We start from the raw sequence: 20543 nt of genomic DNA on the forward strand, positions 1-20543 counted from the left end.
AAGAATAGAGGTGAGAAATTGTTTATAAGTTATCACGATTTAGAGAATGAACAAAAGCGCGATCTTGATTACAAAATATCTACGTCAATTGATGCTCTTGCTTCGGCGTTTGCAGTTTGCCGTCATAGACCAGCACTTGCCTTCTCGGCCGGAAAGGATAGTACAGTACTTTGGCATCTGATAAAGACTTACCTCCCAGAATGGGCAAGCCGTGTAAAGATCATCTACGGCAATACAGGAGTGGAATATCCCGAATGCGTCAAGTTCGCTAATCGATTGAAGCAGGATTGGGGTCAAGGTAACTTTTACGAGGCCAGACCATTACAAACAGAATCGGAAGGACTGAAATATAAAGCGCAGCAGGAAGTTCTTCAATATCTTATCGATAACAGAAGAATCCATGAAGTGCTCAAGGACGATGGCAAGCTTAAAACCACCGCAACGCTAGAAAGGGCTTGCCCAAGTCATTTACGCGAACGTTTCGAGCGAGAAAGAATGATCTGGCCAGCAGGGACACGTAAAAATTATTGGTGGTGTGTAGATCAATATGGTTGGCCGATGTTAGGAAAGGCCTTTTCCAAACTAAAGGCACACAGGATTAATATTGACTGCTTCCTCAGGTTTTCAAAAAGCGGCAGCGAAGATCAGAAGTTATTGTCCTATTATCAGCTACTCAAGCAAGTCAAAATCTCTCAGGCATGTTGCGACGTTCTTAAGAAGGAGCCGAGCGAGCGGTTACAGGTGGAATTGGATGTTGATGTGATTTTCAAAGGGCTAATGGCCTCAGAGAGTAGATCCAGGCAGACGAATTTTATTAGCAGGGGTTATTTGTTTAAATCTCATCGAGATCACCTTGGATCAGATCCATTTTTCCATTGTAACCCACTATCGATTTGGACGGATGATGATATTTGGGAATACATCAAGCGATTTAATGTTCCATATGCATCACTCTATGATATGGGATGGATCGATAAAAGCGGGACATACCACAAAATAAAACGCAATGGTTGTATGGGTTGCGGAACAGACCTCCTTTACCAAAATAATCATATGGCTATGTTGCGGCGAACCCATCCGGGTCCTTGGTCAACATTTATGCAGAAAGGAATGGCTTCTGAGATCCAGAAACTTCAGATTGCTAAAAGAAACGGCCAATTATCACTGTTCGATGTATACGATGCCGATACCCTGCTTGATATTAGGCCGTGCATTTTTGATCGGATCGACAAGTTAGTTTGGGATGATGATACATTGATCGATGAAGAGAATGAGTTTGATCCTGAAATTGAGCTTGAGTTATCCCATTAAACAAGGGGGGCTCCGGATGATAAGAGATGAACCCATGAAAATAAAATTGGCACTCTCCTAAATTATCAATGACTGGTACTCATTGATAAATCAAGAGAATGCCCGAATTCGTGTCCTCTCCAGAACACTGAAGCCGCTACTAACGGCTAAGCAAAAATGAGTTTTTCAAAATCCCTTATGTAAGGGGCTTATTAAGTGCACTCATCTTTAACTTAAGTATATTATACGCATTTATATGATAGGATGCAATACTTTTTCTAAAAATTTGTTAATTTGTATTATTAATCCTTAAAAGTAAGAAAGGGGGAAGATCATGCGTACAAAAAAGATCCTAACTCCCGAAGAGATACAAGCCAAAAGAGAAAAGAAGAATAGGCAACACAAAGAATGGAGAGATGCCCACCCTCAGGAATGGCAAAAGATCGTGGAAAGACATCTTCTCAAGAAAGCTGCCAAGCTAAACCGGGTGGATGAATGAATACAGAAATGGCCAGGATACGCGCAGCTAGTTTGTTTTGACGGAGCAGGTGATTAAATGTCAGAAGAAAGCAGCGGCTATATAGGATTGTTTCGTGAATTACTTGATAAACCTATTTGGCAGCAGTCTACACCCGAACAAAAAACTATTTTGGTCACTTTACTTCTAATGGCTAATCATCAAGAAAAAGAATGGGAATGGAAAGGGAAAAAATTCAAGGCTAAACCTGGTCAATTTGTTACAAGTCTTGAAAAAATCCAACTGAAAACAGGTAAGGGTGTCACTTTGCAAAATGTTAGGACTGCGTTAAAAAGATTTGAAAAATACGAATTTCTAACAGACGAATCAACAAAGACAGGAAGGCTTGTAACTATAGTAAATTGGGAGCTTTACCAAGTTAAGAAGCTACGATCTAACAAAGATCCTAACAGTTGCTTAACAGACGACCAACAGACAACTAACAGTCAGCTAACACCTAACAATAATGATAATAATGTAAAGAATGATAAGAAGGTAATAAGTAATATATTTAGCCCACCCACCATTGAAGAAGTACAAGCCTATTGCCTAGAAAGAAACAACAATGTTGATGCTGACAAATGGCACAACTTTTATTCATCGAAAGGCTGGATGGTTGGCAAGAACAAAATGAAAGATTGGAAGGCAGCAGTTAGGACTTGGGAAAATAAAGACAAGCAAAAAGGAAATTCATCTCGTAAAGGAGTGACCAAACCTGGACAGCATCAAGGCAATACTGACCGACTCGAAAATGATCCCTACAAACACCTCTTCAATCGCGGAGAACAAGAATAAATTCGGACTATTCCACACTGGATACCGTCTTTCCCCAAAAGAACAAACCTACGAATGCGGAATATGTCGCGACCAAGAAATTATCCAAATAGGCACAGACCAATTCGAACAGCCAATTTTCGGAGAGTGCAACTGTAAGGCAAAGAAAAACGCAGCAAGGCGGTTAAAATCCTCTGGCCTAACAGAAGTTCAACTGGATTACAAACTCACGGATTACAAAGTCAACTCGAATAACAAAACTATGTTCGATGGCGTAAAGCGATACTTAAAAGTATGGCCAGACTTAATTAACTCAAACTCTCAGGCAAAAGGATTCTGCTTGGTGGGAACGCCAGGAGTTGGCAAAACCATGTTAAGTTGCATCATTGCCAAAGACATGATTGTCAAGAACATTGCTGTAGTATTTGTCCCATCAACTGACCTAATAGCCGAATTAAAGCAGGCACAGTTCGAAAAAGACAGAGACAACATAGAGGCCAAAATTGATGCACTGGCTAAAGCTCCAGCCTTAATTTTAGACGACATTGGCAAGGAAAAGATCACGGAATGGGTACAAGCCATGTACTATCGACTGATTGACCTTAGATATCGCAATAATCTCTTAACCGGATTTAGCTCAAATTATTATCCTAAAGAACTTGAAGATATGCTTGGAGATTATGGAGGCCCTACAATGTCGCGGCTACTAGGAATGAGCAAAAATTTTATTTTGAACTGTGATGACTTCGATCATCGAATTGAAGAGTGAGGAAGACAAGCTAATGAGCAACTCTTGACGCTTAGTGAAAAAGGAGGCAAAAGAGAAGTGAGTTTTACTTACTACATCACACCCCAACAATACGCTGAAGCAAATAAGAATGGTGTTAGCCCAAAAACTCTAGAACAACGGGTTAGAGGCAGGGCCTGGCCAATTGAAAAAGCAATTGCAACTCCACCACGCATACGAAAATCGTTTGGGAAATGGACCAAAATAGCGAATGAAAACGGAATTAAATCAGGAACATTTCGGCGAAGAGTAAATGTTTATGGCTGGGACCTTGAGCGAGCAGCAACTCAGCCCCTATTTGATGCCAGTAAACACATGAAAAAGGTTAGCGAGGGAAATAGAGTTTATCCAAAGCACGTAATTGAATTAGCAGAGAAAAACGGAATAAGTTACTCAACCTTTTTAAGTAGAACCAGCCGAGGTTGGAGTGTGGAAGAAGCAAGTACTAGGCGGATTATGACCTTTACAAAATCGGGGCAAGTCGGCAAGAACGCCTCGTATTGGAGCAAAGATAAAGAAATTACAAAGGCGGCTAAATGCTCTTAACTGCAATTCTTTCGACGCACCTTGTTGTGCAGACATTTACAGCTACAGCATACAGCCTAAATGGTCCCACAAGACACGGGGAACCTGCAGGTATAGGTATAGTAGCCGTAGACCCCAAGGTAATCCCTTTGGGTACAAAAATAAACATTGAGGGTTTGGGAGAATTCGTAGCCTTGGATACCGGAAGGCTCATTAAGGGCCACCGAATTGATATCTGGATGCCGACCAAAGAAGAATGTCTTGAGTTTGGCAAAAAGAAAGTAGAGGTTACCATACTACCCAACACTAAACCTCCTCCATCCCGTGGCGCCAAATTAAACGAGAGGGGGACAAGCAGTGGCAGAGACTTGGGCGGACAAAATGAGAACTTACGAACAAGAAGTATCAGCGATTCAAATTCCACCGGAGCCCGACAAAACGGATATCACGAGATTAGAGAGTTTGATCGACACATTATATGCAAAGGCCAGATTCGACCTCTCAAGAGCCAAAACTACGTTCGAGCGCATGACCCGTTTGTGGAAGGATACCAAGACCGAATCTTACCTCATCGTAAAAGAAGGTACCCAAAAGGAGAGAGAGGCTTTATCTATCCAGTTTGCGAGAAAGCGAAAGGTCGAAGGGTCAGAATTAACCATCGAGAACGCCTTAAACATAGCCGAGGAAAGATATTTTTACATGGAGGCAGTCGTGGACATTTTGAGAGGCAAGCACAATTCTCTAGTGATAGCTCTGGGGTGTGCGAAGCTGGAGAAGGATTTGACGAGATAGAAGGGAGAAGCTGTTATGAATGCTAATTTAGAAGGACTCATTAGGTCTGTGGCAGATAACGACATTCAAAAGGCTAAACAATATATAAGGATTATTATCGACGAGGATAAAACCCAAAAGAATCAATATTTTTGTAGGGCCATAAGAAATAAGCTCCAAGTATCGTCTCAAAATCTTATTGAACTACCGCAGGATATAAAAGGAATTCTTCTCATGGAAGATGTTTCAATTTCCTTTAATGAAAACAGATATTACCTATCCGAGAGAGAAGAGGCAATCGCAAACGAAGTCTTGGGAATGTATGAAACAAGCAAAAAACTTTCTGAAATGGGTATTCAGTACCTAAACTCTTTGATGCTCTACGGGGAAAGTGGAACCGGCAAAACACTCTTCGGGAAGTATCTAGCCTATAAACTTGAACTTCCATTTGCCTATATGAATTTTTCAAATGCTATTAATCAGTACTTGGGAGGTACCGGGAAAAACATCAGTAAAGCCTTTGAATTTATCGAAAAACAAAAGTGTGTCTTTATGCTTGACGAGGTTGACACAATTGGCATGAAAAGAGGCAAAGAAGATGTTGGAGAAATGGCGAGGATTGTAATAGGGCTTATGCAGGCTTTGGATTGCGTAAAAAATGACACAGTCATTGTAGGAGCAACTAATCGCCTAGATATGATCGACCTTGCACTGAGAAGACGTTTTTCCCTAGCTCATGAGGTAAAACGTTTATCCAAAGAAGAAATGTATTTGATGATCACACGATTTCTGAATGATGTATCAATCAAATACAGTGAGGAAGATATCAAAAAGTATTGCGAATACCCAAATACTCAAGCAATAACTCTCAATGATGTTGTAAGAGCGATAGTAAAGTCAATTAGAACCAATTCGGACTTTACCTTGACGGGAGGAAAAGAAATTGCTTAACAGAGTCATATTGATTGGCCGTCTTACGAAAGATCCTGAATTACGATATACGCCAACCGGAGTTGCTGTAACAAATTTTACTCTGGCTATTGATCGGAACTTTAAGAATGCCCAAGGAGAGCGCGAAACTGATTTTATACCTTGCATTGCTTACCGGCAGACCGCCGAATTTACAGCAAACTATTTAGCTAAAGGGAAAATGGCAGCTGTTGATGGTAGAATTCAAGTTCGTTCCTATACGGCTCAGGATGGCCAAAAGCGCTGGGTTACTGAGATCATTGCGGAACATGTTCATTTGTTGAGTCCGAAGGATAGCGGAGGGCAAAATGGAGAGCATTCTTTTGGTCATGAAGTTAATTTGGATGATGACATTCCGTTCTGACCCAGTGAAAGGACTGAGATATGAGTAACTATTATTGGATTAGAGTCTTTGATTACATTCATAACCGTGATTCAAATTATGAAAGCGAATCTTATGGCAAAGGTGTAATGCTTGATGAATTCTATCTGAAAGACGTTATTGGTGGTAGAGATGCAGTAAAACAATTTGTGAAAGAACGATATAGCGGTCAATCATCAGCATCTATTTCCTTTGCTAAACCAAGGAACAAAAATGGTATGTATGCAATCGTTATGGAAAGTAATCAGTTTTTCTATGATCGGTTTTACACCGTCTTAGATACCTTTTGCTTTTGGCATAACTGCCATAAACCGATTAAAGGAAAGATATCTGAGTTTCCAAAATCCTACATTGGTGAAGAAGATAGTCAGGATAAATTTGTTCATTTCTGTTCCTATGAATGCAAACAGCATTTTGACAATAGTGTGAACCCTTGGAATGAAGGTGAATTTCAAGAAAAAGAAGAGGGCGAAAACGGAAATATTTACGGATACATCTATCTCATATATAACCGTGCAGAAGATACTTACTACATTGGTCAAACACGTTTTATGCCGTTCTTTAGATGGCAAGAGCATGTTAAGTGCGGAGGAAAAGGCGATATTAAGGATTTAACTTTTAGCGTTTTAACTGAAGTAAGCCGCAACAAGAACCTTAATGAAATATCTAATCAAGAATATCTAAACAGCATTGAGGCGTGGTGGATTGCCAAGTTTAAGGAAGAAGGCAATAAAGTCTTTAATATTGCGAACCCAAAAATAACAATTGAGTATTTGAAAAAGAGATTTGACGAGATGGTAAGCAAAAATAGGCAATTATCCCTTAGTACGGACGAAGATCGATGAAATACTTTATAGCATGGTTAGTTTTTATGTTCTTTTTCTTAGCCTTCAATTATGGGGCACATAGAGGGGAGAGAGATTGATGAGTGAAGCTAAATTTACGCCGGGACCGTGGATTCTCGAAGAAACTGACGAAGGGCACAGTATTTTAATGGGAGAAGCTATTTCAGATCGCAGTCAATTTCCTTCGCATTGTGAGATTAATTATGAACACGGATGTTTTCTCGATGGCGAAGAAGGCGATGTATTTAGCCCTGAGGTGATTAAGCAAGCTGAGGAGGCATTAGCGAATGCGTATTTAATTACAGCTGCCCTCGAAATGTACGAAGCGTTGAAAAAAGCAAATCTCTTTATAACAAACGGAATTAAGTATGGTTATATTACGATGCCCGACCCAAAATTAGGTGATTCAGCTTCAAAGACTCCTGAAATTATCCGCAAAGCCTTAATCAAAGCGCAAGGAGGCGAGTTGAGTGAATAGACCTATTAAGTTCAGGGCGTGGGATAAGGCAAACAAATGCATGAAAGTTGTTTCGGAATTAGACTTCCTCTACGAAAAATCTCAGAAGATAACATGGGGAATGCAAGGGATCACAACGGATGTTTGGCTTAATGGTGAGGATGAGTCTTATATTCCGAGTGATGTTGTTTTGCTTCAGTTTACTGGGCTTAAGGACAAGAACGGCAAGGAAATCTATGAGGGAGATATCATTCGATATCAGCGTAGAGGGCAGTGGGGTGAATACGAAGAACGGGAAACTACTATCACATGGAAAGAGGATAAAGCGAGCTTTAATCCGTTTTATTATTTTAATCCTTATGATTATGAAACGGATAAAGTTGAAGTTATCGGCAATATCTACGAAAATAATTCTCTTCTGGAGGTGCAACCATGAGAAAGATTCTGTTTCGTGGAAAAAGTGTAAGAACGGGCGAATGGGTTTATGGATCATTAATAAAACTTGGAAAATATGATTCTTCAGATAACGATCAATACGGAATTACAGATAAGGCCATCCCAGTCGGATTCAGTGGAGTAGTTTACAACATGGAAATTAACGAAGTTATCCCCGAAACAGTCGGGGGATTCTCTGGAAAGCGTGATATCAAGGGAACGGAAGTCTACGAATCTAACATTATCGAATGGGAAAGTGAGCCTATAACAAAAACAAAGCGCCATGGGATCGTAAGAATTAGAGATTGCATGTACGTTGTCGAAAATCAAGGGTTTGCTGTATCTCTCATAGCCGTGCTCAGTTGGGGCGGCGTTGTGATCGGGAACGAATTTGATAACCCTGAACTTGTAGAGAAACAACCATGCTCATAATAATCCCCGGCCGGCCGGTTCCGGCCGTAAGAATGACAGGCCGCGGAAAGTATGTCAAGCCTGAGGCTATTAATTACCTTAACTACAAGCACCAGATCGGATGGTTGGCCCTCAATAAGAGCAAAAAGCCGATTATCAAACCGATAGTAGTTAAAGTCAAAGTATATCTCCACGGAAAATCTACGCCAATGGGCAGAGATGGAGATGTCGACAATTATTTAAAAAGTGCTTTGGATGGCTGCAATAAAGTTGTTTGGGTCGATGATCGGCAGGTCATGAAAGCCACGGTTGAAAAGGTACCCTGTAGGGCCAAGGAAGAACGGATGGAAATTGAGATTTGTGAGATGGAGGAATGATGATCCATGAATATTAAAGGATTCGCCAATATGTTGGATGGCAGAGAGATTGAGAGAGAAATTAGCAGTATGGAAGAACAACAGGCTAAGGAACTTGGATTCGTAGTTGTCTTTGGATATTCGGATGATAACACAGAATTCAGAGGAGCTATTTACGAAGAGGTTGGTTGCTTTGAGGGGAAAACAATTTTCCTTGATGAAAAGGGAATCTTCGAGGAATGTGATTGTGAATGCTCTCATTCAGTTTTAGCAAAGGAAAAATGCAAAACAATTAAGGCTATATGGAATGACGGTGAGCATGGACCGGCCTGGACTTACGAAACCGATATTCCCTATGAAACATTTGACATCATGGAATACGGAGAAGTTTGGTGTAAAGGTATCGTATTTGAAATCAAAAACTTGGTCCCATGGGATGGTCCCGCCGAAGTTATGAGCGAAAAAATGAAAGAAGATCTCTTAAAGCTTATAAATTTACTAAAAATCTTTTGCGATGCCGGGGATGGGAACATCGAAACAGAATTTAAGGCTTTCAGCGAATATGAGGAACCAATTGAAACCATTGAACAGCTCATAGAGGCAATGGAAGTCGAAATGAGTTATTGGGAGATGGAGGATTAACCATGAATAATGAAATTTCATTTCCAAAGTTGAGCGGATTAACCCCAACTATAGAATCCTGCACTATGAAGGTCCTTGAGGAAGTTGGAGAGCTCATGCAATTAATCGGCAAGGGGCAAAGTAAAAGCGGAGAATCCAGGGAAGTGGTTGACCTTATTTGGGCTGTAAGAGCTATTGAGGAATCGTTAGACACGGCTCAGTCAGCAATAACGATGGCTTTTACTCTCTGTGATGTATATGAGATTAATCTGGACAAGTTGATTGATAAGCATGAAAAAAAGCTAAGAGAGAAGGGTTACATGGTATGAAAGCTATAACGATGTGGCAACCGTGGGCATCATTGTTGGCTTGCGGAGCCAAAAAGTATGAAACTAGAAGCTGGGCTACTCAATACCGAGGACCGATAGCAATTCATGCAGCAAAAAAAGATCCGCATTCAATTATGGTGTCATTACCGCATGACATATCGAAAAGCATTTATGACTGCATATATACACAATTCGGAATTCAGTCGGGCGCATTGAATAAAATGCCCGTTGGATGCATTATTGCCACGGCAGAATTGGTTAACTGTTGGCGTATCGTATATAACCCTGGAACCGACATAGACAAAGCTAAAACTATTCCCATAGGAGCTGAGCTTGACGTTCCTAAACATCATCCTGACTTCCATCGCTACATCGTGCCGACTGCCGAGGAAATGATGTTTGGAGACTGGACACCAGGGCGCTATGCGTGGGAATTTGCTAACATGACTATGTTGCCTGAGCCTAAGCCAGCGAAAGGGATGCAAAGGCTATGGAATTGGGAGGTTTCTGAAGATGTGCCAATGCCGTAAGTGTCAGGGACAAGCCTGTGTCTGTAAAGATTGCCCCAAAAAGGATAAATGCGGATATGTTCGTTTGGGAGATTGCCGACTAGTTGAGATCGGAGTGATAAAAAATGGCTGAAACAAAGATTGAATGGTGCGACTCCGTTTGGAATCCTGTTACTGGCTGTTCAAAAGTATCTGCTGGCTGCGCTAATTGCTATGCAGAACGATTATGGCCACGAGTTAGAGCAATGGGTAATCCTGCTTATTGGGACCGTAATTTTAATGACGTGGCCTGCCATCCCGAACGATTGGAGCAACCGCTGAAGTGGAAAAAACCATGAAGGATATTCGTAAACTCCATGAGTGATTTGTTTCATGCGGATGTACCATTTGAGTTTATAGATAAAGTTTTTGCCACTATGTTTGATGCAGGTAAACATACTTTTATGATCCTAACAAAACGACCTAGCAGAATGCTGGAATACCTTTCTCCAGATAACCAAAGGTATACAGCAAGAAAGGTTTTTGATTTAACCAAGAGCAGAGCTGGAAGTTTTGATTGTGATTTACATTGGCCTCTTTCCAACGTTTGGCTGGGCGTTTCTGTTGAGAATCAAGCTACGGCAGATGAACGAATACCATTGCTTTTGCAAACTCCTGCAGCGATAAGGTTTATTAGTGTAGAGCCATTGTTAGGCTCAATAGATTTAACTCAAATAAACCATGACTGGCAAACCAACTTCTTAACCGGTGAGCAAACGGATATGGGGAGACTGTGGGAAGATACAAACAAACTTAACTGGGTAATCGTCGGCGGAGAGTCCGGTCCAGGAGCAAGGCCAATGCATCCGGATTGGGTGCGGAGCCTGAGGGATCAATGCTTGGAGGCAGGAATAAAATTCTTTTTTAAGCAATGGGGCGAGTGGGGATGGTTCCAAGGAGGCCATAGTAGCATTAAACTTCCTGCAACATTTGTGGATGGTGAACCATTTAAGGCTTGGATGGTTAGGGTTGGCAAAAAGGAAGCAGGCCGTACTCTTGATGGCCGGACATGGGATGAAATGCCGAATAAAAACCTGTGAATAAAACAGTGGACAAGCTGTGAATTAATTGTGGATAAGATGAAGGAGTAAGACATGGAACTTTATCTTAGAGGTCAAGGGCAAGGCTAAATGTCAAGCCCCTCCCTCTCCAGGGCCTATAAAAAGGTAGATGAGCGTGACCATGGGATATGTCAACATCCTGGTTGCGGAAGCACTCAAAGAATAAGTCATCATCATATCGAAGCTCGTTCTCAAGCCCGGGATAGGGTTGATTGCGTAGAGAACATCATAACCCTCTGTTATAAAAATCACCAGGGAAACGAAGGTCCTCACGAATCAGCTAAATGGCGGGAGTATTGGCTGCAGTGGCAGAAGAAAACCTACCCTTACTACATGACCAAAGCTGAACAGAACGAAATGGAACGTTTGGCTCTTAGAAGATTTGTGGATGAAAAGGCACTAGCCAGATATGAGGAGTTGGTAGAAAAGTGGAGAGTCTGGAACGAGAACAAAATAAGAGTTTAACAGAAAATGAAATCCTGAGCATTATCTCCAATAAGGAAATGGAACTCAAGGAAGCATTGAATAAAGCTCAATTGCTTAAATCCCAAATAGCTAATCTTCAGCAAGAGTTCTTTGACAAAGTGAATTTAAGCCTTAATAATGAACGATCTTGCCTTAATCCAGTGGTATTTACTCACAAGAATTGCAAAGGATGCGGATTTTTTCGAAGGTGCGCTTATCGTGGGAAGGAAGATTACGGAAGGTTTAAGCTATGAAATGTCCCAAAGATATAAGAGAATGTCCCAATGGTTGGACAGATTGTGAACTATGTGCCTATTTCAAAAACAAACAGTGTTATGCAGAACTCTACGAGCCTGAAGAACAGACCGATCCAGAGATATTAAGGCAAGCCGCCGAAATCTCAGAGAAAGTCGTGGATGTTGGTGTCAAGAAAAGCGCGGAAAAGATAAAAGGAGCATGGAATGGAGAATGGCCGGAACATTTCATGAACCTAAGCCCTGAAGATGCACTAAGTGAATTCTACAAACGTAAGACACCTGATTTACACTTCAAGGAACCAATGCCTGCAGGAAATGGAATTCCTGGTGGAGGAAGTAAGAATAAGTCAAAGAAAAGCAAGACAGGAAACAAAGTGTATACGGATGTATGGGAAGGAATATAAACTTTAAGCATAACATAATGTGTTGACAAGTAAAATGATTGATTGTATCATTAGAGTTGGAGGCTGGACTCTAGGACAAATAGAGTTCCGGCCTTTTTTGTATGCAAGGCCAACCAGTTGAGCCTGTGCTCATTGGCATATTTCCTCCTAATCAGGGCGTTCCCTTTGCCATGGGAGCGTCCTCTTTGCTCTACTTGCGGAGTGTCTGGAATCAGGCATGTTGATGCAAGTGGGGCATTTTTTAAGCACAAAGAAGCCAGGAGCTAATTAATCTCCTGGCTTACATAGTTCATCCATACTAACGTTCAATGCGGTCGCTAATTTTAGGGCGGTGGAGACTCGACAGTCTCCACGCCTTTCTATGTCCTCCAAAGTTCGTATGGGTACTCCGGAGATTTCAGATACCTTAGCGATACTAAGACCTTTTTCAGATCTTATTTTTTTGAGTTGCATAACGGTTTACCTCTTTTCAGGTTTAGAGCTATGGCTATTACCAGCAGAATAAGCTTAATGATGTTTAATGCGCTTAGATTGGAAAAGCTGCCGTCGGTAATGTTCAAAACGACTAGGGCAATAAGAATGATTGTTATAAACTTGTTACTCATAATTTTCGTGGGGATGTGGTATAATATACTTAAGGGTGGATGGAGGTTTTACCCTCCATCCTGTAGGCGGCTTACTTGGGGTCTTTAATCAGTTTTACTATCGTCAGTAGCAAAACTATGATCTCAAGTAAGTCTTTTATTGTCCCCACTACTGTTCACCTCCTCTCTATGTATTAATTATACCACGTAAATACGTGGTAAGTCAATAGGCTTTTTTGAATATTTTTGAATTATTGGGCCTTTCTGGGCTCTTTTTTATTGCCGTTTTACAAAGAAAATAGAGGTGATCCGGTATGAAGATCGGGGAAATAATCCGGCACAAGCAACCGGATGTATACCGTAAGTTGATGGAGATAAAAGAAGCTACGAAAAGCGTAATACATAAGGTAAGGATTAATGATCGTGAAGCTGAGAGATTGATGCGCCACGATTCTTTTATACGTGGGCGCGGCGGGATTAGGCAGACAAGAAGAGGATAAACGCATGAGGTTAATATGTGAAAAATGCATCAGAGAATGCGATTTCCCTTGTGCCGCCCTGGATACCTTATCAAAAGTTTACTCAGACCTTAAAACTGAATCTAAGTTAGAAATAATAAAAAGCCTTCGGAAAGAATTAAGTCTTATTGATTATGAAGTTGCAGATGATTTAAGGGAGCTTGGGGAAAAGATAATAAGTTCCATGCCAGAACTTTACATCATAAGAGATTATGATATAAAAATTGGCTTTATCCGCAGTTATGAAGCTAAACGCGACAAGGGCCGGCAAGTAAATGCAGATTGCAGGAAGGTTAACAGTATATACACTGCGTATCTTCCTTTTGACTTTATCGTAACTTTTTATGAGCCAAATACGTATTACATGACTGAGAACCAGAAGAAGATCCTAATGCTTCATGAATTAAGACATATTGGCATTGGCGAAAGGGGCTTAAGGCTTGAGCCTCATGATATTGAGGATTTCAAAGACATCATAGAAAGATTTGGCATTGAATGGAATGGATTTGACCAAGAGGTGCCAGACATATTGGCGGGTGGTGATAATGAAAAAGAAAACACCAAGCAAAAAGGTAAGAAAAAGCAAGGAATGGCGACCTCACGCAAAACAAATAAAAATGGCTGAACTCCTTTTAAATCCTGAGGATAGACGCACAAAACAAGAGAAATGTAATGAAGTTGGCATTGCTTTTACAACACTATGGAAATGGATGAAGGATAAAAGATATGTTGATTATGTCAATTCCCAGTTAGATCAATACACCAACAGCGAATTGACTGATATATGGAAATCTCTAATTATGCAATGTAAGCGTGGGAATATCCAAGCGATTAAACTTTTTTTTGAGATGAAAGAGCTTCATCCTAGTATCAAGATTGAACAAGCCAAATTTGACATAGATAAGGCTAAGGCAAACGGCGGTAGCGGTATCGAAGCAAATAACGAACGAATATTAACTCTTGCCAAGTTAATCAATAATCCGGTACCTAATCGTAACGTAGAGGATTTTGAGGAAGATGATTAATTACTCTCCGTTCTGCGTTAAACAAGTAGATTACCTAAAGCGTTGCTATACTAACTGGCTAAACGTTGCCGAAGGCGGAAAGCGTGCCGGGAAAAACGTGCTTAACATCATGGCATGGTGCGAAGCATTGGAGACTCACAAAGATAAACTCCACCTAGCAGCTGGCGTATCAGTGGCATCAGCAAAGTTAAATATCATCGATAGTAATGGATATGGGGTAAGGAATTGGTTTGAAGGGCGTTGCCGATCTGGTAAATACCAGGAACGGGACGCTTTATATATTTCCACGGCAACAGGTGAAAAGGTAGTCCTAATTAGCGGCGGAGGCAAAGAGGGCGACGAACGATATATCAAAGGGAACACGTACGGAAGTGTTTATATCACTGAAGTAAATGAATGCTCTCAAACATTTGTTAAGGAGACATTTGACAGAACATTATCAAGTACAGATAGAAAAATGTTTTTGGACTTGAACCCTAAATCACCTAACCATTGGTTTTATAAAGAAATCTTAGATATGCATCAGGCCAATCAAAGTAAATTCAAAGATTATGGATTTAACTACGAACATTTCACATTACACGACAACTTCAGCTTTACCACTGAAAAGATAAAAGAGATTATTAAAACCTATGCCAAAAATACAGTTTGGTACATCCGAGATATACTTGGGAAACGTACCAATGCTGAAGGCATTATCTACGATATGTTTGGTCCAGACAACCAGTATAAAGACGGCCAAGGACCGAATTATGACCTGTACTATACTCGGTATTACACCATCGACTATGGGACGACAAATCCCTTTGCCTTGCTGGAAATCATAGAGCAAACAAACCCACAAACAGGTCTGAAAGAATATTTCGTGGAAAACGAATACTATTACGACTCGAAGAAAAGCAACCCACCCCGGCAGAAAGATGATAGCGAGTATGTCGAAGATGTTGAGAAGTTCACACTTGATGAAAACGGGGTTGCGAAAAGATACACAGCCATTGTGATTGACCCTTCGGCAGCATCATTTAAGGTTGCACTAAGAAAGAGAAGCCTTAAGTCTCGTATGACTGATGATGTGATAAACGCTAAGCATGAAGTAGTACAGGGGATACGACTTGTATCCTCTTTGTTACGTGTGAAAAGGCTTAAGGTCAACAAGGATAAATGCCCTAACTTGATTATTGAGTTTTCTAGTTATATCTGGAATGATAAAGCATCCGAGCGTGGAAGTGAGGAGCCAATTAAGGCCTTTGACCATGCTTTGGATGCTTTACGCTATTTTGTCTTCACAATCGTTAAAAGGGTTTAGGGGGATGGTGATAACTTGAGTAAGCGCGGCAGAAAGAATAAACAGCAGGTAAGTAATATACAGCGGCCACTTAGAAAATCAGCGTTCGATACCTTTGAAAATCAACTGGCAAGATTGGGTAGCGCATCCTCCAATATCATTTCCGCCGCAAGCTATCCCTTAACTCGCTTAAGCCGAAATTATATGCTCTTAAACTCCCTTTACCGTAACTCGTGGATCTGCAATAAGATCGTTAACATTATTCCTGAGGATATGATGAAGAATGGCTGGTCCATTACTGCAGAATTAAAACCGGAAGAAACAGACCGCATAAGCAAGTTAGAACAACGAACCTTGGTTAGGGAAAAGATTCTTGAAGGTCTGTATTGGGGAAGGCTCTATGGTGGAGCTGGGGCAATTATGATCATTGATGGTCATGAGGATAAGTTGGACGAACCCCTTGATTATGACGACATAATGCCAGGTTCATTTTGTGGCCTCATGGTTGTTGATAGATGGTCCGGGATTTACCCAAGCTTGGAATTAATAACAGACCATAGGGACCCTGAATTAGGAATGCCAATGTATTACGAAGTACGGGATACTGCATCAGATAGGCTTATTTCCAAAGTCCATCATTCTCGGGTGCTTCGATTTACCGGCAAAAAACTTCCGTTTTGGGAAGAAGTCGCAGAGGTAAACTGGGGATCTTCCGTTATGGAACATGTCTACGAAGAGATGGTAAAGCGAGATTCAACAAGCTGGAATATAGCTTCCTTGGTATTTCAGGCCAATCTCCTTGTTGACAAAATCGATGGTATGGATCAAATGCTTGCGGCTACCGATCCACAGGTTCAGGCTGATTTCTACAATATTAAATCAGCGCAGAATCAAATGCGTAGCAATAATGGCATGATGATCATTGGCAAGGATGAAGAATTATCAGCCCTTACTTATCAATTCTCTGGCTTAAATGATATCTCCGAAACTCAAATGATGGATGTTGCCGGGGCTGCAGATATTCCGGTTACAAGACTTTTTGGACGTTCTCCGGCAGGGATGAATGCGACCGGAGAGGCAGATTTACAGAACTATTATGACATGATCAGTCAGCAGCAAGAGAAGGACCTTAAGCCCAAAATTAATAAGCTTATGCCGGTTATGTTTATGTCGGAGCTTGGATATATCCCGGATGACTTAGGTGTTAAATTTAACCCTGTTCAAACTCCGAGCGAGGATAAGATTGCAGATATTGTTGGTAAAAAAGTTGACTCGCTGTCGAAAACCTTTAATGACGGTGGTATTAATCATAAGATGTATCTTTCAGAGTTACATGAGTTGTCATATACAACGGGCATGTTTACGTCCATTACGGATGAGGATATAGCCAAGGCTGATGATTCGTTTTATACCGGAGAAAGTCTAGCGGAGATGGGCGAGAGATTTGATAATAAATCAGCGGTTCATGACGGCGGGCCCGGGAGTGGTAACTTTGGACATGAAGGCAGACCTGGAGAAATTGGCGGAAGTGATGGGGGCGGCGAAGGAAAAACTACCCTTGATCCCAAGGAAAGACAGAGATATAATAAAATTCTAAAAGGCATAAAAACATCAACTGGCCATACTGTTAAAATAGTCGAGGGACACATGTTTGATAGGGCAGCACAAAGAGGAATTAGCGCCGAAAGCATAAAGAAAGTCCTTGAAAATCCGCAAGTAGTTTATCCGGAAAGGATAGATAAAAACGGCAGACCGTCTATCAGATTTATACGAGAGGATATAGTCGTAGCACTTAATCCTAAAACCGGTAAGATTTGCACAGTGGCTAAAAGGGGTGATGGCTTATAATGTTGATATTCAATGAACAGCAAGCTGAATTTTTGAATAATGAGATGAACTTAAGTATACTTCCAAACCGACAATATGAGCTTGATAAGGACAAGGCTGATAAGATTTTTGATTACTGTTTGGACACAGAAGTGGAAGAGATACAAGAGGCTGATGAAACAGGTAAAGAAATAGCTAATCGAGGAAAAATCGCCATTACAATCTGTGATCTATTTTCGAACTTGCAAAATTAATAAATACTAAATCGAAGCATCTCGCTCTGGGGTGCTTTTTTATTTGGCGGTGAACCTTATTGAATTTTAACGACTGGTCCCCAAAGCGTCGTCTTGAACTTCAATTTCAGAGAGAGCTCAATAAACTAGGACTAAGCATGCAGGGATCTATAGAAGGGCTAACTGATCCCTTTGAGATTTTATCCTCAGTAAAGTCATTATTCGAAAATATGGTGTTTTATCGATATTCCAATGGACTTGCCGAAAAAGTGGTTGAAGGGGTATTGAATGCGAATGCTAGATCATGGCGAGAGGCGGCGAGGGAAAGCTCAAATGGAAGGTTAATCTACGAGGCTTTAAGAAAAGAGCTTCAGGGGCCAGTTGGAAACTCGGTTGCAATTCAGATAGACCGAAATGCTGAAATCATCAGATCCCTGCCTTTGGACATATCCAAGCAGATAACAAAGATTATCAGCGAGGAGTCAATGAAAGGGCGTAGATCGGAGGATATAGCCAAGGATATCCTTTCAAGGTTTCCTGATATCTCAAAGAGTAAAGCGGCCTTGATCGCCAGAACAGAGGTTAGTAAAACCTCCACAGCATTAACACAGGCAAGGTGTGAGAACATAGATATTCCGGCGTATATCTGGAGAACTTCAGAGGATTCAAGAGTAAGAAGCAGTCACCGTCATATGGACGGTGTTATTGTTTTTTGGAGATATCCGCCTTCCCCTGAAAGATTGATTGGTGGGAAGAATCCCCCAGAACCGTACCACGCCGGAAACATTTATAATTGCCGGTGTTATCCGCAGCCGTTGATTAACCTAAACTATGTTAAATGGCCCCATAAAGTTTATTGGAATGGAACCATAAGCATGATGACACGGGCTGAGTTTGAAAAGATTGCGTAACCTCGAAAGGAGTTGGAAGTAATAACAAAACCGACGAGATCACCCCCGCAAATGAGGGTTGATTATAAATGAATTGCCGTAGGGGAGGTGGATTGATGAACTATTACGGCGATAAAATATCCGCAAATATGGAAATAACACCCGAGGGATATCTGATTTGCAAAAACGTTCCTATTGGACGCACCGGCTGGATGGAATACTTTGGACGAGAAATACCGGAAGTGTTCGGGGAAGAATTGGGAACAATCGTTAAGGTTTATAGAAGCCCAGACGAATTATTCAGTGGAGCGACAATTTCGAGCTTTGAAGGTAAGTCAGTAACCAATACTCATCCAAGTGCAAATCTTGATCTCGGGACAACCCCTATGACCGAAAGAGGTCATGCTCAAAATGTTCGCCGTGAAGGCGATTTTTTAGTTGCCGACCTTTTTGTTAAAGATGCTGGGTTAATCTCGGAGATACAAAACGATTTAAAGCGCGAAGTATCCTCGGGATATGATTGTTCTTGGCATAAAATCGGAAAGCGAAGATATGAGCAGCGTGAGATTATTGGCAACCACGTTGCAATAGTTCCGAATGGAAGAGCTGGCCCAAAAGTGGCTATTCATGATGCTGACCAAGTAAAATTGGACGAAAAAACACCAACGGGAGGTAAGAAAAAGATGGGAAAAATCACTAAGAATTTTTTAACAGCCCTTGGATTTAAGGCGTTTGCTCAAGACGCTGACCCCGAGGATATTGCTAAGGCAATGGATGCCATGAACGAAGAAGATGAAGAAAAGAAAGAGTCTGTCAAGGATGTGGAGCCTGAGGATAAGAAGAATGATGTTGGTGAGAAGAAAGATGCACAAGATGCAATTCCAACCTGGGCTCAAGCCTTGGTAACTGAGGTCCAGGCACTTCGCGCTGAGGTCAAAGACGCTAAATCTGGCGAGGACAAGGAAACCGCCGAGTCTATCATGGATGCCACAGAAGAAGAGTTAGAAAAACCGGTTAAAGATGAAGAGTCTGAGAAGAGCGACGATAAGAAGGACGAGGCTAAGGATGTTGATCCCACGCTCCCCGAGAAGAGTGGTGTGGCAGATGCGGCACCCCTTAAGAAATTCGTACAGGATATGAAACCAATTATTATGGCCATTCCGGATGAAAAAGTGCGCCTTGCGGCGGCCAAGAAGTTCCGGGCAATCGTTCAGGACACAAGGGCAGTTTATCGAGCTAACGGCTATGCTGATATCTTAGGTGTCGTCAATACAAACCGTAAATTAGCTATGGATGCGGCGAGGGGACAAACTCAAACCTTTGCCGAGCGTGCAGAATTAGCCGCTAAAGCTTGGAATTCTCAAGGCGAAACAATGAAAGGTGGTAAGTAATTATGCCGGGATCAGTAATAGGATGGAACCTCAGCCTTGGTTATGCTGGCAAAGTATCACGTAATCCATTTACAAAGATTAACGCTCGTCAGGTCAAATCAATCCTCGATGGTAATGGTAATGAGACCCAACCTGCAATTCCTTTTGGCGCTGCTGTTGTAACAAATACAGACAATACTTACTCTTTGTTTGGAGCAACCGGAACAGACGTATCCGCTGCAACAATGGCGAACTTCGGCGGTATTGCCGTATCTGAGGTTAAACAATCCATGACATACGGCTATGGCTCAAATGTAGGTGGTAATGGTCAATTTGAGCCAAAAACTCCATGCGATGTTCTGCAGGTGGGAACAACAACCGTCATCTGCACTGAGGGCACGCCAACCGCGAACGGCCTTGTATACATCGTCACAGTTGCAGGCACAACCTCACCTGTTGGCTCATTCGTCGCAACGGCAACTCCTGCTGGCGGCACTGCAGTTCAAGTTACAAATGCACGGTTTACTAATGGTAAAAAAGATCCGTCTGGCATCACTGAAATTGTATTACTCGGCCAGGCTAATGCTTAAGGAGGGATTAAGATTGG

The 20543-nt window shown here is 41.5% G+C and carries 27 protein-coding genes and 2 pseudogenes; 28 read left to right on the top strand and 1 reads right to left on the bottom strand.

All coding sequences use genetic code 11. The features are described from left to right. Positions 1 to 18: 18 nt before the first annotated feature. The 20 genes and pseudogenes from REC12_RS11170 to REC12_RS11260 all read left to right on the top strand — a co-directional run bounded on the left by REC12_RS11170 (position 19) and on the right by REC12_RS11260 (position 12204). Complete coding sequence (locus REC12_RS11170; RefSeq protein ID WP_308894422.1) at positions 19 to 1311, top strand: phosphoadenosine phosphosulfate reductase family protein; 1293 nt, start codon at positions 19 to 21, stop codon at positions 1309 to 1311. Between the two features lie 313 nt (positions 1312 to 1624). Then, positions 1625 to 1789: a hypothetical protein gene (locus REC12_RS11175; protein ID WP_308894424.1), complete on the top strand. Its 165-nt coding sequence runs from the start codon at positions 1625 to 1627 to the stop codon at positions 1787 to 1789. 57 nt (positions 1790 to 1846) lie between these two features. Beyond that, the gene (locus tag REC12_RS11180; protein ID WP_308894426.1) at positions 1847 to 2602 is read left to right on the top strand and encodes a hypothetical protein; all 756 of its coding nucleotides are present in this window, start codon (positions 1847 to 1849) and stop codon (positions 2600 to 2602) included. Between the two features lie 241 nt (positions 2603 to 2843). Next, positions 2844 to 3350, top strand: a complete 507-nt coding sequence (locus REC12_RS11185) for an ATP-binding protein (RefSeq protein WP_308894568.1) — start codon at positions 2844 to 2846, stop codon at positions 3348 to 3350. Positions 3351 to 3407: 57 nt separating this feature from the next. After that, entirely contained in the window at positions 3408 to 3914 is a 507-nt protein-coding gene (locus tag REC12_RS11190; protein WP_308894427.1) for a hypothetical protein, read from the top strand. After that, a pseudogene (locus REC12_RS26480) lies at positions 3905 to 4180 on the top strand (3D domain-containing protein); the annotation flags it as partial. The gene REC12_RS11190 and the pseudogene REC12_RS26480, both read left to right, overlap by 10 nt. A gap of 70 nt (positions 4181 to 4250) precedes the next feature. Beyond that, on the top strand, positions 4251 to 4685 hold the full coding sequence (locus tag REC12_RS11195) for a hypothetical protein (RefSeq protein WP_308894428.1): 435 nt from the start codon (positions 4251 to 4253) through the stop codon (positions 4683 to 4685). Between the two features lie 15 nt (positions 4686 to 4700). Next, a complete protein-coding gene (locus REC12_RS11200; protein WP_308894430.1) occupies positions 4701 to 5615 on the top strand; it encodes an AAA family ATPase in 915 nt (304 codons plus the stop codon). Continuing rightward, the gene (locus tag REC12_RS11205; protein WP_308894431.1) at positions 5608 to 5997 is read left to right on the top strand and encodes a single-stranded DNA-binding protein; all 390 of its coding nucleotides are present in this window, start codon (positions 5608 to 5610) and stop codon (positions 5995 to 5997) included. Before REC12_RS11200 ends, REC12_RS11205 begins: the two co-directional genes overlap by 8 nt. A 20-nt stretch (positions 5998 to 6017) precedes the next feature. Further along, the gene (locus REC12_RS11210; protein ID WP_308894432.1) at positions 6018 to 6860 is read left to right on the top strand and encodes a GIY-YIG nuclease family protein; all 843 of its coding nucleotides are present in this window, start codon (positions 6018 to 6020) and stop codon (positions 6858 to 6860) included. A 79-nt stretch (positions 6861 to 6939) separates the two neighbouring features. Then, the gene (locus REC12_RS11215) at positions 6940 to 7338 is read left to right on the top strand and encodes an XkdD/Y8K6 family phage-associated protein (RefSeq protein WP_308894434.1); all 399 of its coding nucleotides are present in this window, start codon (positions 6940 to 6942) and stop codon (positions 7336 to 7338) included. After that, positions 7331 to 7753, top strand: coding sequence for a YopX family phage-derived protein (locus REC12_RS11220; RefSeq protein WP_308894436.1), 423 nt, complete (start codon positions 7331 to 7333; stop codon positions 7751 to 7753). The genes REC12_RS11215 and REC12_RS11220 overlap by 8 nt, the downstream gene beginning before the upstream one ends. Next, positions 7750 to 8184: a YopX family protein gene (locus tag REC12_RS11225; protein WP_308894438.1), complete on the top strand. Its 435-nt coding sequence runs from the start codon at positions 7750 to 7752 to the stop codon at positions 8182 to 8184. The genes REC12_RS11220 and REC12_RS11225 overlap by 4 nt, the downstream gene beginning before the upstream one ends. Beyond that, positions 8175 to 8540, top strand: a complete 366-nt coding sequence (locus tag REC12_RS11230; RefSeq protein WP_308894440.1) for a RusA family crossover junction endodeoxyribonuclease — start codon at positions 8175 to 8177, stop codon at positions 8538 to 8540. Before REC12_RS11225 ends, REC12_RS11230 begins: the two co-directional genes overlap by 10 nt. 6 nt (positions 8541 to 8546) lie before the next feature. Next, positions 8547 to 9161: a hypothetical protein gene (locus tag REC12_RS11235; RefSeq protein ID WP_308894441.1), complete on the top strand. Its 615-nt coding sequence runs from the start codon at positions 8547 to 8549 to the stop codon at positions 9159 to 9161. A gap of 2 nt (positions 9162 to 9163) precedes the next feature. Beyond that, positions 9164 to 9469: a nucleoside triphosphate pyrophosphohydrolase family protein gene (locus REC12_RS11240; protein WP_308894442.1), complete on the top strand. Its 306-nt coding sequence runs from the start codon at positions 9164 to 9166 to the stop codon at positions 9467 to 9469. Further along, positions 9466 to 9999 (top strand): ASCH domain-containing protein, encoded by a 534-nt coding sequence (locus tag REC12_RS11245; RefSeq protein ID WP_308894443.1) that lies wholly within the window; start codon positions 9466 to 9468, stop codon positions 9997 to 9999. The genes REC12_RS11240 and REC12_RS11245 overlap by 4 nt, the downstream gene beginning before the upstream one ends. Positions 10000 to 10103: 104 nt before the next feature. Further along, positions 10104 to 11057: pseudogene (locus REC12_RS11250) on the top strand (phage Gp37/Gp68 family protein). Between the two features lie 90 nt (positions 11058 to 11147). Next, positions 11148 to 11543 carry a hypothetical protein gene (locus tag REC12_RS11255; RefSeq protein WP_308894444.1) on the top strand — a complete coding sequence of 132 codons (396 nt, stop codon included), beginning with the start codon at positions 11148 to 11150 and terminating at the stop codon, positions 11541 to 11543. Positions 11544 to 11793: 250 nt separating this feature from the next. After that, on the top strand, positions 11794 to 12204 hold the full coding sequence (locus tag REC12_RS11260; protein ID WP_308894446.1) for a hypothetical protein: 411 nt from the start codon (positions 11794 to 11796) through the stop codon (positions 12202 to 12204). Positions 12205 to 12471: 267 nt separating this feature from the next. Here the strand turns inward: REC12_RS11260 and REC12_RS11265 are convergent, their stop codons facing one another. After that, complete coding sequence (locus REC12_RS11265; protein ID WP_308894448.1) at positions 12472 to 12657, bottom strand: helix-turn-helix domain-containing protein; 186 nt, start codon at positions 12655 to 12657, stop codon at positions 12472 to 12474. Positions 12658 to 13292: 635 nt separating this feature from the next. Between REC12_RS11265 and REC12_RS11270 the strand changes: the two genes are divergently transcribed. The 8 genes from REC12_RS11270 (at position 13293) to REC12_RS11305 (ending at position 20526) form a co-directional block, all read left to right on the top strand. After that, the gene (locus tag REC12_RS11270) at positions 13293 to 13931 is read left to right on the top strand and encodes a putative metallopeptidase (RefSeq protein WP_308894450.1); all 639 of its coding nucleotides are present in this window, start codon (positions 13293 to 13295) and stop codon (positions 13929 to 13931) included. Further along, a complete protein-coding gene (locus tag REC12_RS11275) occupies positions 13852 to 14331 on the top strand; it encodes a phBC6A51 family helix-turn-helix protein (protein WP_308894452.1) in 480 nt (159 codons plus the stop codon). Before REC12_RS11270 ends, REC12_RS11275 begins: the two co-directional genes overlap by 80 nt. Then, positions 14324 to 15637 carry a PBSX family phage terminase large subunit gene (locus REC12_RS11280; protein ID WP_308894453.1) on the top strand — a complete coding sequence of 438 codons (1314 nt, stop codon included), beginning with the start codon at positions 14324 to 14326 and terminating at the stop codon, positions 15635 to 15637. Before REC12_RS11275 ends, REC12_RS11280 begins: the two co-directional genes overlap by 8 nt. A 114-nt stretch (positions 15638 to 15751) precedes the next feature. Further along, entirely contained in the window at positions 15752 to 17464 is a 1713-nt protein-coding gene (locus tag REC12_RS11285; RefSeq protein WP_308894569.1) for an anti-CBASS protein Acb1 family protein, read from the top strand. After that, a complete protein-coding gene (locus REC12_RS11290; protein WP_308894454.1) occupies positions 17464 to 17697 on the top strand; it encodes a hypothetical protein in 234 nt (77 codons plus the stop codon). Before REC12_RS11285 ends, REC12_RS11290 begins: the two co-directional genes overlap by 1 nt. Positions 17698 to 17756: 59 nt before the next feature. Continuing rightward, positions 17757 to 18587: a phage head morphogenesis protein gene (locus tag REC12_RS11295; RefSeq protein WP_308894455.1), complete on the top strand. Its 831-nt coding sequence runs from the start codon at positions 17757 to 17759 to the stop codon at positions 18585 to 18587. A gap of 95 nt (positions 18588 to 18682) precedes the next feature. Then, positions 18683 to 19957, top strand: a complete 1275-nt coding sequence (locus REC12_RS11300) for a DUF2213 domain-containing protein (protein WP_308894457.1) — start codon at positions 18683 to 18685, stop codon at positions 19955 to 19957. Positions 19958 to 19959: 2 nt separating this feature from the next. Next, positions 19960 to 20526 carry a gp53 minor capsid family protein gene (locus REC12_RS11305; RefSeq protein ID WP_308894459.1) on the top strand — a complete coding sequence of 189 codons (567 nt, stop codon included), beginning with the start codon at positions 19960 to 19962 and terminating at the stop codon, positions 20524 to 20526. The last annotated feature ends 17 nt before the right edge of the window (positions 20527 to 20543 follow it).

Source organism: Candidatus Desulfosporosinus nitrosoreducens (genome assembly GCF_030954495.1).
GTDB lineage: Bacteria > Bacillota > Desulfitobacteriia > Desulfitobacteriales > Desulfitobacteriaceae > Desulfosporosinus > Desulfosporosinus nitrosoreducens.